The sequence below is a fragment of the Moraxella bovoculi genome (assembly GCF_000988745.2).
Taxonomy (GTDB): domain Bacteria; phylum Pseudomonadota; class Gammaproteobacteria; order Pseudomonadales; family Moraxellaceae; genus Moraxella; species Moraxella bovoculi.
Genome location: NZ_CP011381.2, coordinates 55,733 through 69,592 on the forward strand (window position 1 = coordinate 55,733; position 13,860 = coordinate 69,592).

General features: G+C 46.9%; 10 protein-coding genes. 7 read left to right on the plus strand and 3 right to left on the minus strand.

Annotated elements, in window-relative coordinates; genetic code table 11:
* Positions 1 to 86: 86 nt before the first annotated feature.
* Positions 87 to 1,589, minus strand: coding sequence for a leucyl aminopeptidase (locus AAX10_RS00235; RefSeq protein ID WP_046699515.1), 1,503 nt, complete (start codon positions 1,587 to 1,589; stop codon positions 87 to 89).
* A gap of 254 nt (positions 1,590 to 1,843) precedes the next feature.
* On the opposite strand from AAX10_RS00235, the gene AAX10_RS00240 reads away from it, so the two are divergent.
* Both AAX10_RS00240 and lptG read left to right on the plus strand, forming a co-directional pair.
* Positions 1,844 to 3,070 (plus strand): LPS export ABC transporter permease LptF, encoded by a 1,227-nt coding sequence (locus AAX10_RS00240; RefSeq protein WP_226997780.1) that lies wholly within the window; start codon positions 1,844 to 1,846, stop codon positions 3,068 to 3,070.
* Entirely contained in the window at positions 3,067 to 4,158 is a 1,092-nt protein-coding gene (gene lptG, locus AAX10_RS00245) for an LPS export ABC transporter permease LptG (protein ID WP_046697658.1), read from the plus strand. Before AAX10_RS00240 ends, lptG begins: the two co-directional genes overlap by 4 nt.
* Before the next feature lie 53 nt (positions 4,159 to 4,211).
* Here the strand turns inward: lptG and ompR are convergent, their stop codons facing one another.
* The gene (ompR, locus tag AAX10_RS00250) at positions 4,212 to 4,946 is read right to left on the minus strand and encodes an osmolarity response regulator transcription factor OmpR (protein WP_036363656.1); all 735 of its coding nucleotides are present in this window, start codon (positions 4,944 to 4,946) and stop codon (positions 4,212 to 4,214) included.
* Between the two features lie 275 nt (positions 4,947 to 5,221).
* Here ompR and AAX10_RS00255 point away from each other — a divergent pair, with 275 nt between their 5' ends.
* Complete coding sequence (locus AAX10_RS00255) at positions 5,222 to 7,597, plus strand: helix-hairpin-helix domain-containing protein (RefSeq protein ID WP_046699517.1); 2,376 nt, start codon at positions 5,222 to 5,224, stop codon at positions 7,595 to 7,597.
* Between the two features lie 183 nt (positions 7,598 to 7,780).
* On the opposite strand, the gene gltA is transcribed toward AAX10_RS00255, so the two are convergent.
* The gene (gltA, locus tag AAX10_RS00260; protein WP_046699518.1) at positions 7,781 to 9,055 is read right to left on the minus strand and encodes a citrate synthase; all 1,275 of its coding nucleotides are present in this window, start codon (positions 9,053 to 9,055) and stop codon (positions 7,781 to 7,783) included.
* Positions 9,056 to 9,989: 934 nt separating this feature from the next.
* Between gltA and sdhC the strand changes: the two genes are divergently transcribed.
* The 4 genes from sdhC to AAX10_RS00280 all read left to right on the plus strand — a co-directional run bounded on the left by sdhC (position 9,990) and on the right by AAX10_RS00280 (position 13,419).
* Positions 9,990 to 10,379, plus strand: a complete 390-nt coding sequence (sdhC, locus tag AAX10_RS00265; RefSeq protein ID WP_080702176.1) for a succinate dehydrogenase, cytochrome b556 subunit — start codon at positions 9,990 to 9,992, stop codon at positions 10,377 to 10,379.
* Positions 10,379 to 10,735, plus strand: a complete 357-nt coding sequence (sdhD, locus tag AAX10_RS00270; protein ID WP_036363646.1) for a succinate dehydrogenase, hydrophobic membrane anchor protein — start codon at positions 10,379 to 10,381, stop codon at positions 10,733 to 10,735. The genes sdhC and sdhD overlap by 1 nt, the downstream gene beginning before the upstream one ends.
* A 49-nt stretch (positions 10,736 to 10,784) precedes the next feature.
* A complete protein-coding gene (sdhA, locus tag AAX10_RS00275; protein WP_036363643.1) occupies positions 10,785 to 12,635 on the plus strand; it encodes a succinate dehydrogenase flavoprotein subunit in 1,851 nt (616 codons plus the stop codon).
* 73 nt (positions 12,636 to 12,708) lie between these two features.
* Positions 12,709 to 13,419, plus strand: a complete 711-nt coding sequence (locus AAX10_RS00280) for a succinate dehydrogenase iron-sulfur subunit (RefSeq protein ID WP_036363641.1) — start codon at positions 12,709 to 12,711, stop codon at positions 13,417 to 13,419.
* Positions 13,420 to 13,860: the final 441 nt, after the last annotated feature.

Sequence of the window (13,860 nt, forward strand, 5' to 3'; positions counted from 1 at the left end):
TAATTTGCCATAGTGGCAATCAGCGATTAGCTTATTATCAAAATAAAGAAAACGCCCACATCATACGGGCGTTTTCTTTGGATGGTTTATTGATTTTCTTGAGATTTTAGGAATTGTACCAGCATTGGTACAGGGCGACCTGTTGCGCCTTTATTTGCACCACTAAGCGATGCGGTGCCTGCGATGTCAAGGTGCGCCCATGCTTGACCTTCTTTGATGAAGTGCTGCAAGAAGCATGCTGCAGTGATAGAGCCGCCTTCGCGTCCACCGATATTCTGCAGGTCGGCGAAGTTTGATTTTAGTTGGCTTGCGTATTCATCATCAAGCGGCATCTGCCACAGTAGGTCGCCTGTATGTTCGCCAGCTGATTCTAGGGCGAATAGCGTATCTTCATCGTTACTGTACACGGCTGAACGCACGCTACCTAGAGCGATGACGCACGCGCCTGTTAAGGTTGCTGCATCCACGATGGTACGCGGCTTGTAGTTATCCTGAACATAGCACAAAGCGTCGCACAGCACCAAGCGACCTTCGGCATCGGTGTTTAGGATCTCGACGCTCGTGCCATCCATCGCATTTACGATGTCGCCTGGGCGGGTGGCTTTGCCTGATGGCATGTTCTCTGCGCAGGCGAGCACTGTTACTAGATCAATCTCAAGGCCTGCTTCGCATACTGCTTTAGTAGTGCCCAACATGGCAGCAGCGCCACCCATGTCGAACTTCATCTCGTCCATGCCAGCGCCAGGTTTTAGTGAGATGCCACCTGTATCGAAAGTAATGCCTTTACCGACCAAAGCGATCGGGTTGTCCAGCTTGGCTTTTTTGCTGCCTTTTTTGTTCTTGCCGTAGTATTCGATGACCACCAATTGACCTTCTGCGTCGGAGCCTTGGGATACCGACATAAAGCAGCCCATGCCCAGCTTGGTCATTTCTTTTTCGCCTAGGATGGTTACTTTGACTTTATCGCCGTATTCTTTGGCAAGCTTTTTGGCTTCTTTGGCAAGCGCCACTGGATTTAGATTGTTTGGTGCCTCATTTACCAAATCACGGGCGAAGCTTTGACCTGCGAATGTGGCTTTGGTCAGATCAAGTGCTGCCTGATAGTCGTCTTGGCTGTCTTTGTTGTTGATGAAGCTTAGGAAAGCCAATTTGTCGGCCTCTGCTTTTTTGGCGAAATAACGATCGAAGCGATAACTGGCTGCCAATAAAGACAGCGCAAATTGTGAGAAGTGTTTTTGACAAATCACATCGCCCCAAACGATGGCGGCTGATTTATGGTTTTTGATGGTTTTGTAGGTTGCCGCGCCAAGCTTTTGGATGTTTTTGGCAAGTTTTTCTGATTTGCCTGCGCCAATGATAGTGATGCCTACGCCATCATCTGATAAGGCGTAATCGCTCACCACGTCACACAGCTCACCCTTGAACCCTGATTTTTTGATAAGGTTTTCTGCGCGGGCGGTGTGTTCGCTTTGGGTGTTGCCAAGAAGTTTGCCTTCATTGTTGGCGAAGAATACCAGCTGTGGTAGTGGGTTGGATTTGGTGGCTTTTTTTAGGGTAATTTCTGAATGAACCGATAATTGAATTGACATGATCTTTCCTTGTGGGTTTTGTTGATGAATAAATAATGGTGTAAGCGGGCTTACAACAAGATTAGTTTAGCATATTTGCCATGCTTAATATATAGTGCGCAATGACAAAAAACAAGCCAAAACTACCAAAATCGCCTAAACATTTTGTTTAAAAATTCATTCAAAAGAAGCTCAAAATCCTCGCATCATCGCTAATCTTCGCCATGTTTTTTTGATATAATGAGAGGTTAATTTTCCTGGTTTTGGATGACGTCTTGATTTTACGCCGCTATATGATACGCGAGGTTGCTACGACCACAGCCCTGGTACTTGGGTTCTTGGTGGTGATGCTGCTTGGCGGGCGTTTGATTCGCTATTTTGGCATGGCGGCAGAGGGTGGGCTGGATGTGGGCGTGCTATTTACGCTCATCGGCTATAACCTGCCTTATTTTTTGGAGCTGATTTTTCCGCTGTCGTTTTTTATCGGGCTGATGCTTGTTTTTGGTCGGCTGTATGCTGATCATGAGATGGCGGCACTAAACGCCAGTGGCATCAGTCGGGGGCGCGTGTCGCGGCTGCTCATACCGCTTGTGTTGGTGGCTTTTTTGGCTCAAGGATTCATCACGCTTGTCGCCAAACCATGGGGTGTGGCGAAGGCAGCGAACATCTGGCAAGAGCAATCAGTCCTTGAGATCTTTGACATCATCACCCCAAGAAAATTCATCAGCAGTGGCGAATATCACCTCTATGTCGGTGAGATTGGCGAGAATCGTGAGTATCTACAGGATGTCATCGTCATCCAAATGGCGAAAAACCCTGACTCTAGAAGCGCCGCCAGCATGAGTGACATCGCTCATCAAGATGACCAAGCGGACAATGCCCAAAAAGCACAAGAAATCGCCACCAGAATCCCCCAAGAACTCATCTTTGAAAAAGACACCATCATCTTTGCCAAGTCTGCAACCCAAGTGGACACTGATGATGGGGTAATACGGCTCGATCTGCATCAGGGGCGGCGCTATGAAGTTGATGCCACCAGTAAGAAATACAGCCAGATTGGATTTGAGCGATATCGCATCAGTCTGGCAGCTAGCAGTAACGAAGACCTAAAACCCTTAAAGATCGAAGGTTGGCGGACTCAAGATTTGTTTGCAAACATGGATATGCCCAATCAAACTCCAAGTTCCCAAGAGATTCATGCTGAGCTTGGTTATCGATTCAGCTTGCCATGGCTGATCTTGATTGCAGCGATTTTGGCAGCACCATTGGCTCAGGTGAAGCCGCGCCAAGGCAGATGGTTAAAGCTTATTCCAGCGTTATTTATCTTCGTGGCGAATGTGCTGATTTTGATTTCCCTGAAGGAAACCATCGCTAAGGGTAAGGTTGGAGATTGGGCATATCCTGTGGTTCTTGCGGTGCTGTTTGCGGTGGCGATATACATCAATTATCATGAACGCATGATGGCAAAACTGCGTCTAAATCGTCAAGGAGGCGCGGCATGAAGTCACATATTTTAGCCAAATATGTCATCCGAGCGGCATTCTTGGCGATGCTTGGTGCGGTGCTTGGGTTGTGGTTGTTGCAGCTAATTTTTTCTTATTTAAATGAGCTTGAGGATCTAAACGACACTTATACGGTGATGGACGCGCTCAAATTCATCCTGTATCGTTCGCCGTATTTTTTGGTGCAGTTCATTCCAACCGGCGCGCTGCTTGGTGCGGTTGTGGGCTTGGGACTATTGGCGGGCAACAGCGAGCTTGTGAGTATGCAGGCGTCGGGCGTGAGCAAATATCGCATCATCAGCTGGGCGATGATCCCTGCCAGCGTGTTCGTGGTGTTGTCGCTTGCGGTGAATCAATACGTACTACCCATCACCAACCAAAAAGCCGAAGCCATTAATACGCGCACCCCTGAGACTAAGCTTGTGTCCGTGAATGGCTACTGGTCCGTGAATGAGCATGATGGTGGGCAAGACATCGTCCATATCAGCTATGCCGACAGCGATGGGGTGCTTGGCGAGACCAAGCGTTATACGCTAGATCAAAGTAGCAACCTAACAGGGGCGATGCGCGCATCGTCAGGCGTGTATGATGCCAAGAGCAGTGATGATCGCTATTCGTGGCAGCTGTCAGACATCGATGTGGTAAATATTAATGCATCAGGCGTAAGCCGCACCCATGAGAATGCGAAGATTCTGACACTACCCATCGCGCCCACTGATGTGCATTTATTGACCCGTGAGCCTGAGGACATGTCGCTGACTGACCTGTATGCCCATGGTCAGCTCATGAATCATCAAGGTTCATCATCAGCACGTCATGAGTTAAAATTCTGGCAAAAGCTGCTATCACCTTTTGCGGTGCTGTCCTTGGTATTGGTGGCATCGTCATTCGTATTTGGATCGCTGCGCTCCCAAGGTCTGGGGCTTCGCATTGTGTTGGCGTTATTGACAGGGCTTTTGTTTAGTTATCTGACCGATCTGACTGGCTTTATTGCCTTGGCTGCTAATTGGTCGCCATTTGTCATGGCGCTGTTACCCATCATCATCAGTGCGCTGGCAGGCGTCTATCTACTACAAAAACGGCAATAATAGAATAAATAAAAAGCAGGTAATAACCTGCTTTTTTAGGTGAAGCCGATTAATTAGCTCTCCGCACCGTCTGGAACGAACACATAGCCCACGCCCCATACGGTTTGGATGTAGCGTGCTTGAGATGGGTTATCTTCAATCAGGCGGCGCAGGCGAGAGACCTGCACATCAATCGAGCGCTCCATCGCACCCCATTCACGACCGCGGGCCAGATTCATGAGCTTGTCGCGAGTTAGCGGCTCTCTTGGGTGCTGTACTAATGCTTTTAATACGCTAAATTCACCCGTGGTTAGCGTGACGACATTACCATCGCGTTTCAAGGTGCGCGTTGATAGATCAAGTGTCCAAGGGCCAAATTCAACCACTTCTATCTGCTGTGATGGGGCGCCTGGAAGCTCACGGTTTTGGCGGCGTAGGACTGCTTTAATACGAGCCAACAACTCTTTTGGGTTAAATGGCTTAGGCAGATAGTCATCCGCTCCCGCTTCTAGGCCTGCGATGCGGTCAGCATCAGAACCTTTGGCGGTCAGCATGATGATAGGAATGTCAGAATTTTCGGTGCGTAGGCGCTTGCAGATGCTGATACCATCTTCATCAGGCAGCATCAAATCAAGCACGATCAAAGAGAAGATCTCGCGCGCAATCAGCTTATCCATCTGCTTGCCATCATGCGCTACTCGCACGACGAAGCCATCATCTTCTAGAAATCTTTGTAATAAGGTGCGCAGACGTACGTCATCGTCCACAACCAAAATGCGATGGGCAATATTTTCGTTAGTTTCTGTCATGGTTTATCCTTAGGTGATTACCACTGATTATTATTGTTAGTGTACAACATTGCACAAAAAAATGTAACAAATTTTTGGCTACTTTGCAAAATTTTTCAACCTCTCATCCTTATCATACCATGCCCGCGCCATGAATAAAGCAAAATTTGCAAACGATAACAAATTTTAACTCAATTTCGCCGTTTGGATGAATTTTGCGGTTTTTATGGCTTGGCGACTATGGTAAAATGATAACTATTTTAAGTTCCCATTTTGGATTTTTAAAGAACAAGCCTATGACAGACATCGTCCAAACCCCGATCGATCATGCCGCCATCTATGACAAACTTGCCAAAGAGCACGGTGTAAAGCCAAATCAAGTGGCGGCATTTGCTGAGCTATTTGATGAGGGTGCGAGCGTGCCATTCATCGCCCGTTACCGTAAGGAGCAGACAGGCGGTCTGGATGATGCCTTGCTGCGCGCATTGGAAAAAGGCCTGGTGCTACAGCGTGATTTGGCAGCCAGACGCATTAAGATTATTGAGCTTTTGACCGCTCAGAATGCACTGACTGATGAGCTCGTTACTCGCATTGAGGCAGCGAATACTAAGCTTGAATTAGAAGAGATCTATCAGCCTTATCGTCCACGTCGTCGTTCGGTGGCTGCCCGCGCCAGACTGGCAGGACTTGAACCTATCGCACAAGACATCCTGGCGGGTGCAGCACCTAGCGAGGCTTTGGCAGGATTTAGCTGCCCTGAGACTCTGACTGATGAGACCGGCGAGACCTTTGAAGCTGACTTTAAAGACTTTGATAAGCAGCTAGCAGGCGTGCAGGCGATTATCTTAGATACTTGGGCGCAGTCTTTGGATCTGCTTGATGAAGTGCGACTTGGCTTTAATAAGGCGGCCAGCATTCGCTCGGAGCTTGTCGGTGAAGAAAAGCGAGAGGCAGGCGAGAAATTTAAAGATTATTTTGAGCACAGCGAACCATTTGCCAAGCTGTCGAACCATCGTCTGCTTGCCATGCTGCGCGGTCGTCAGCAGAATGTGCTGGTGCTACACGTTGATGGCGAAGATGAGCCATTTGTCCAAAAAATCAAAAGCCACTTCGGTGTTGATCAGTCAGCGGTCAACGGCGAATTTTTGGCAGATACGGTCGATAAACTTTGGCATGCCAAGTGGCGCAGCCAAATCGAGCACCGCCTATTAACCGAGCGCCGTGTGGCCGCAGAGACCGATGCGATTGGTGTGTTCGCCGAGAATCTAAAGCATCTACTGATGACAGCACCAGCAGGGCGTAAGGTGATTTTGGGCGTGGATCCAGGCATCCGTCACGGTGTGAAGATGGCGGTGATCGATGCCACAGGCGATGTGCTCGCCACCGACACGGCTTATCCATTCGAGCCTTACAATAAAGTCGATGAAGCGCGCAAGATGATCGCAGGTCTGATCAGATCGCATGACGTGGAGCTGGTCGCCATTGGCAACGGCACCGCAAGCCGCGAGAGCGAAAGTTTGGTAAAATCTATCATCGATGATGACAAACTGTCCATCAAAGCGTTGGTCATCTCTGAGGCAGGTGCGTCTGTATATTCGGCAAGCGAGATTGCAAGCAATGAGCTGCCTAATCTTGATGTGTCCGTTCGCGGCGCCGTATCGATCGCTCGCCGTCTTCAAGATCCGCTGTCTGAGTTGGTAAAAGTTGAGCCAAAGGCGATCGGTGTTGGGCAATATCAGCATGATGTTAACCAAACCGAACTAGAATCTAGCCTCGATAAGGTAACCGAGGACTGCGTGAACGCTGTGGGCGTGGACGTGAACACAGCAAGTCCTGCCATTTTGGCGCACATCGCAGGTCTAAATAAAAATGTTGCACAGCAGATTGTTGATTATCGTCGTACCAATGGCGCCTTCAAAAACCGTGAAGAGCTAAAAGCCGTACCGCGTCTGGGTGTGAAGACCTTTGAACAGGCGGCAGGTTTCTTGCGCATCAAGGATGGCACGGAGCCATTGGATGCTACTGGCGTCCACCCAGAGAGTTATGGACTGGTGTATGAGATTTTACGTAAAGCGGATAAATCATTAACAGACGTACTAGGTAATGAGGCGGTCGCTAAATCGCTCAATGACAGCGCTGATAATTTTAGCCAACTTGCAACCGTCGTCGCTGAGCTTGCCAAGCCTGCACACGATCCACGCGGAGAATTTAAGACGGCGAAGTTTCGCGATGATGTAAATTCTATCAAGGATCTGACGGTGGGCATGGTGCTAGAAGGTGTGGTGACGAACGTGACTGCCTTTGGCTGCTTTGTCGATGTTGGCGTACATCAAGATGGTTTGGTTCACATCTCAGAGCTTTCCGATGGCTTCGTGGACAATCCTGCGGCTGTCGTTAAGCCTCAGGACATCGTCTGGGTGCGGGTAATCTCAGTTGATGAGGCTCGTGGCCGTATAGGTTTTAGTATGAAATCAGAAGCTGCCAAGGCGGACAAAAAAGCCGATAAGTCAAAAGAAAAAGAAGATCGCAAACCTCGCACATCAGACAAAAAAGTGGATAAGACCAAAGATCGGCGCAGCGAGCGTCGCCGTTCTGATAAATCAGACAAACCAAAAGCTCAAGACAATAAAGTCGGCAGTCTAGGCGCATTATTAAAGCAAGCAGGTCTATAACTGATAAGATAAAACCACAATAAGCCATCAGACGATTCTGGTGGCTTATTTTATAGGTCTTTAAAATTGATACTGGTGCCAGCTGCAAGCAGGCTTAACCAGAGTAGATATTTGGTGTTGCCGACTTGAATTGACAAATCAAAAAAATCCCCCGAATTTCGGAGGATCTTAGTAGATGGAAGATTATTTACGATCTTCGATCTTAACGAATTCACGGTGCTTCTCACCAGTGTAACGCTGACGAGGACGACCGATTTTGAATGGTTCTGAGTGCATTTCAGTCCAGTGTGCGATCCAGCCAGCAGTACGCGCTAGTGCGAAGATTACTGTGAACATAGACGTTGGGATACCGATGGCTTTTAGGATGATGCCAGAGTAGAAGTCTACGTTTGGATATAGCTTACGATCGATGAAGTATTGATCAGACAAAGCGATTTTCTCTAGTTCCATCGCCAGTTGTAGCTTAGGATCGTTCACGCCTAGTGCGCCCAATACCTCGTCACAAGTTTCTTTCATCACTTTGGCACGTGGGTCAAAGTTCTTATAAACACGGTGACCAAAGCCCATTAGCTTAGCTTCTTTAGTCTTAACTTTTTCCATGAATGGCGCAACGTTTTCGATTGAGCCGATTTCATCTAGCATGGTAAGAACTGCTTCGTTCGCACCGCCGTGTGATGGTCCCCATAGAGCAGCGATACCTGATGCGATACACGCATATGGGTTAGCACCGGTAGAACCAGCAAGACGCACGGTAGAAGTTGATGCGTTTTGTTCGTGGTCGGCGTGTAGAGTGAATATTTTGTCCATTGCTTTAACTAGCACAGGATTTGGCTTATAATCTACATCGCCTGGGGTTGCGAACATCATGTATAGGAAGTTTTCAGCATAGCTGAAGTCTTTACGTGGATACAGGAACGGTTCGCCGATTGAGTATTTGTAGCTCATCGCTGCCAAAGTGGGAACTTTAGCGATCAAGTCTACCGCAGTGTCATCACGGTGTGCTGCATCAGAGATGTCTAGGTGGTTGTGATAGAATGCAGATAGCGCACCAACCACACCGATCATGATTGCCATTGGGTGAGCGTCACGACGGAAGCCTTCGAAGAACTTACGCAGTTGATCGTGTACCGCCATGCGGTCATTGATGCGTGCGTAGAATTTTTCTTTTTGTTCAGTGGTCGGTAGGTCGCCGTATAGTAGCGCGTAGCAGACTTCTAGGTAGTCAGCGTTGCCTGCCAAATCATCGATGGCATAACCACGATGTAGTAGCTCGCCTTTGTCGCCGTCGATATAAGTTAGTGCTGATTCAACAGGTGCAGTTGCCATGAAGCCTGGATCATAAGTCCAAAATCCTGCTTTAGCCACGGCGCTCACGTCCAAAACTGGGCGACCAAGCGTGCTTTCTAGCACTGGCATTTCGTATTCTGTGCCGTCAACGACGAGTTTTACATTTGACATAATAGACCTCTCTTGGGTTGGTTGCGTCCTTGAACTGTATTCATACCGTGGGTGATTGACTATTTTCCTTCACAGACTGACCGGTCCTACAAATACAGAATATCAGACGGGCGTCATCGCATCTATGTTAAGCCTTTAAGCATGGACGCGACATCCTTGTTTAGCTTTATAAAGGTGCACAAACTTAAACAGCGCACACGATTTGGTTGCGATGATAATACAAAAACTTTCACCAACTTACAAGCCTAAATCAAGAAATATTTATCAAAAAATCATTTTAGCGTGATTTGATAAATAAGATTAAGCCGTCAGCGAAAACAGTTGTGCATTAAAACGCAACTATGATTGTAGGGATAATTCACGAACTTGACAAGCTATTTTGGGCTGATGACATTATTTGTAACAATATAAATGCTTACTTTGATAATTTGATAAGTTAAGGATTTGTATAAATATAAGTTTGTTGCTTTTATAACCATGATTTTGTTTAGGTTGAGCTTTGTGCATGTTTTACCATGATATTGCGATTATTTTTTATTGGTTACAAAAAATTGCCCCTATTTTTACATAAAATGGGGAAATTTATTTGTAAAATTCTCCTAAGCGTTTTATAATTCCAATATTTACCAAACCGCTTTTATAAATGATAATCACTTGCACTGCAAGGCTTTGGGCGATATTGGCTGTTCTTATTTGCCCAAACTAAAGAAACTCGTCTGTAAAAGTTTATTTTTTGATGGTGTTCGCTGTGTTAGAGTGTCAAAAAATCTCAAAACGCAGATTTGTTTTGCTTTATTAAATACAATCATTAAAAAGTTTAATGGTAAAATCGAACTTTTTAGGGATTTAATAACCCAAAGTAAATGTGCGCCAGGGCAATTGACATACCCTTCAGCCAGCTCTCCTTGCCCTTTTCGGCGTAAATTAGATAAGGATGCCCGCTGTGAAAAGCAACCGACCGATTAACTTACCTCTAAGCCAAGTGATTGCGGTGAACTCAAAGTCGCCAATTGCCATGGCTTCTATTTTGCACCGTGTTTCTGGCATTGTGCTATTTTTACTTGTTCCTGTGATGTTGTGTATTCTGCAGACGTCACTGTCATCACCTGAAGGCTTTGCTTCTGTGTTTGACAATGTATTGCTTCGTTTCGTGGCTTGGATTTTTGTGGCGGCGACAGCATACCACTTCGTGATGGGTATCAAGCACTTGCTTGCTGACCTTGGCATGAATGAAGAATTTAAGTCTGGTAAGACTGCTGCTGTTATTAGCTTTGTGATTGCGGCGATCTTGATTGTGGCTTCGTTTGTATGGGTGATGTTCTAATGGCTAGAAATAATTCAGGTGTTAAAAGCGCAACAGGTCTTACCGGTTCAGGTTCGCGCGATTGGATTTTGCAGCGTATCAGCGCAGTAGTTTTGGCAGTTTATGCTGTTGTTGTGATCGGATTTTTCTTGTTCAATCAAGTAGATTACAACGCGTGGCATGGTTTTATGATGAGCCTGCCAATGAAGCTGTTTAGTCTTGTGGCGATTTTGTCATTGGTGTTTCATGCGTGGGTTGGTATGTGGACAGTATTTACCGACTATGTTAAATCATCAGGTCTGCGCATCGTACTGCAAGCGGCGGTTATCGTCGCTGTTTTGGTGTATCTGTTCTGGGGTGTGATGATTTTTTGGTAATTTACCATTCATCAACGTTTGACAAATTCATAAAATTCTAGGATTTAACATGGCATCAGCACAAGATAATACAATTAATAACATCCCCACGCTAAACTTTGACGCTGTCATCGTCGGTGGCGGTGGCTCTGGTATGCGTGCATCTTTGCAGCTTGTAGAAGGCGGCATGAAGGTGGCGGTACTGACTAAAGTTTTCCCAACTCGTTCGCACACTGTTGCTGCTCAAGGCGGTATTGGTGCATCTTTGGGTAACATGAGTAATGACAACTGGCACTTCCACTTCTATGACACCGTAAAAGGTTCTGACTGGTTGGGTGACCAAGACGCAATCGAATATATGTGCCGCGAGGCACCAAAGGTTGTATATGAGCTAGAGCACATGGGTATGCCATTCGACCGTAATGCAGACGGTACAATCTATCAGCGTCCATTCGGCGGTCACAGTGCTAACTACGGCGAAAAAGCTGTTCCACGTGCCTGTGCTGCAGCTGACCGTACAGGTCACGCGCTGCTGCACACACTATACCAAAAAAACCTTGAGAAAGGCACCCAATTCTTCGTTGAGTGGATCGCTCTTGACCTGATCAAAGATGCTGACGGTAACATCAATGGTGTGGTTGCGCTAGATCAAGAAACAGGCAACATCTCTGTATTCCAAGCTCAAACTACCGTACTAGCGACAGGTGGTGCAGGTCGTATCTTCCGCGCTTCTACCAATGCCTACATTAACACAGGTGATGGTCTGGGCATGGTTGTGCGTGCAGGCATCCCGCTACAAGATATGGAATTCTGGCAATTCCACCCAACAGGTGTGGCAGGCGCTGGCGTACTATTGACTGAAGGCTGTCGTGGTGAAGGTGCAATCCTTCGTAATAAGCACGGCGAAGCGTTCATGGAGCGTTATGCCCCAACTCTAAAAGACCTTGCGCCGCGTGACTTCGTATCACGTTCTATGGACCAAGAGATCAAAGAAGGTCGCGGCTGTGGTCCCAATGGCGACTACATTGTGATGGACATGACCCACTTAGGTCACGCCGAGATCATGAAGCGCCTGCCTTCTGTATTTGAGATCAGTCATAACTTTGCGAACGTTGACATCACCAAAGAGCCTGTTCCTGTTGTACCTACCATTCACTACATGATGGGCGGCATCCCAACCAACATCCACGGACAAGTAACTGTACCTGTTCTAGATGGTAACGTTGATGAACAAGGCCTATACACTGAAGGTCGCGTGATCAAAGGTCTGTATGCGATCGGTGAGTGTGCGTGTGTGTCTGTACACGGTGCGAACCGTCTAGGTACGAACTCACTACTTGACTTGGTGGTATTTGGCCGCGCAGCAGGTCAGCACATCCTTGATGAATTCGCGAAGTCTGACCGCGGTTACAAGCCGCTAGATCCACGCGTACTTGACTACACTCAAGGTCGTCTTGATAAGCTACAAAACTCAACCGAAGGCTACAATGCCCAAGAAGTTGCTGATGAGATCCGTTCTATTATGCAATCACACGCAGGCGTATTCCGTACCCAAGCGTTGATGGACGAAGGCGTAGAGAGAATTTTAGCTCTGGCACCAAAAGTTGAGCAAATCCACCTAAAAGACAAATCAGCTGTCTTCAACACCTCACGTATCGAAGCGCTAGAAGTGGCGAACTTGTATGAAGTTGCTAAGGCGACCATGCTATCAGCTGCTCTACGTCACGAGTGCCGTGGTGCGCACAGCGTACTAGATTATGAGCGTCCTGCTGATGACGACTATGCACCGCTGGGACGTAATGACCACGAATGGATGAAGCACACGCTTTGGTACTCTGAAGGTAACCGTGTGATTTATAAGCCAGTTCGCAAGAAGCCTCTAACTGTGGATTACTGTGAGCCACGCGTTCGTACGTTCTAATTTTTAACAATTAACAAAACGCTTGGGCAAAAGCCAAACTGCCAGACGCCCAAGCCAATTGCGGAGAAAGACAATGAGTCGAGGCAAGCGCATTGTAGAGATTTATCGCTACGACCCAGACAAAGACAACGCCCCATACATGCAGACTTACGAAATCGAACTTCTAGATTCTGATCGTATGCTTCTTGATGTTCTGCTACGTCTTAAAAAAATCGACGAGACCCTAACTTTCCGTCGCAGCTGCCGTGAGGGCATCTGTGGTTCTGATGGTATGAACATCAACGGTAAGAACGGTCTTGCATGTCTGATCAACATGAACACCTTACCAAATAAAATCGTCGTACGTCCACTACCTGGGCTACCAGTGATTAAAGATTTGGTGGTAGATATGAACCAATTCTACGCTCAGTATGAAAAAGTTCATCCGTTCTTGATCAACGATCAACCTGCACCACCAAAAGAGCGTTTACAATCACCAGAAGATCGTGAGAAACTAAACGGTCTATATGAATGTATTCTATGTGCATGCTGCTCAACCTCATGCCCATCATTCTGGTGGAATCCTGATAAGTTCCTGGGTCCATCGGCACTACTGAATGGCTATCGTTTTATCATTGACAGCCGTGACAGCGACACCCAAGCTCGTTTGGCACGTCTGGATGACCCATTTAGCCTGTTCCGTTGCCGTGGCATCATGAACTGTGTGTCTGTATGTCCTAAGGGTCTAAACCCAACTAAGGCAATCGGACACATCCGTAACATGCTGCTTGATGTGGCGGGCTGATCATCATTTGCCCAAAAGCCCTGCCATTTGGTGGGGTTTTTTGTTGCTGATAAAGTTATTGATGGCAAGAGGTGTAAAATGTACATTTGTCCAAACAACCTTGATAAATCAAAAAACAACTATAATACCACGCAAGTCAGCACAATCGTACTCTATCAAGTCTTGCTGATGGATAAGGCTTGTATTTTTATGTTAAGGAAAATCTCATGAAAAAAATTCTCAATCCTTGCACTGACTGCAACCACTGCCATTACTCCTGCTTTTGCAGAAGTAAACTCTTATGCCACACCAAGCGTTACACAATCTACCGTTTCACTTGATGTTATGGATACATCAGCCACCACTTCACAAGCGGATTTGTCTTTTGCGTTTGATGATGTAGAAAACTTACAAACTGTTGCCATGACAGATAAGTAGATGGCAGAGATGGAGGGGGCTTTT

Coding starts and splice junctions, on each gene's coding strand:
- AAX10_RS00235 (WP_046699515.1), bottom strand. CDS start 1,589: ATGTCAATTCAATTATCGGTTCATTCAGAAATTACCCTAAAAAAAGCC.
- lptG (WP_046697658.1), top strand. CDS start 3,067: ATGAAGTCACATATTTTAGCCAAATATGTCATCCGAGCGGCATTCTTG.
- ompR (WP_036363656.1), bottom strand. CDS start 4,946: ATGACAGAAACTAACGAAAATATTGCCCATCGCATTTTGGTTGTGGAC.
- AAX10_RS00255 (WP_046699517.1), top strand. CDS start 5,222: ATGACAGACATCGTCCAAACCCCGATCGATCATGCCGCCATCTATGAC.
- gltA (WP_046699518.1), bottom strand. CDS start 9,055: ATGTCAAATGTAAAACTCGTCGTTGACGGCACAGAATACGAAATGCCA.
- sdhC (WP_080702176.1), top strand. CDS start 9,990: ATGCCCGCTGTGAAAAGCAACCGACCGATTAACTTACCTCTAAGCCAA.
- sdhD (WP_036363646.1), top strand. CDS start 10,379: ATGGCTAGAAATAATTCAGGTGTTAAAAGCGCAACAGGTCTTACCGGT.
- sdhA (WP_036363643.1), top strand. CDS start 10,785: ATGGCATCAGCACAAGATAATACAATTAATAACATCCCCACGCTAAAC.
- AAX10_RS00280 (WP_036363641.1), top strand. CDS start 12,709: ATGAGTCGAGGCAAGCGCATTGTAGAGATTTATCGCTACGACCCAGAC.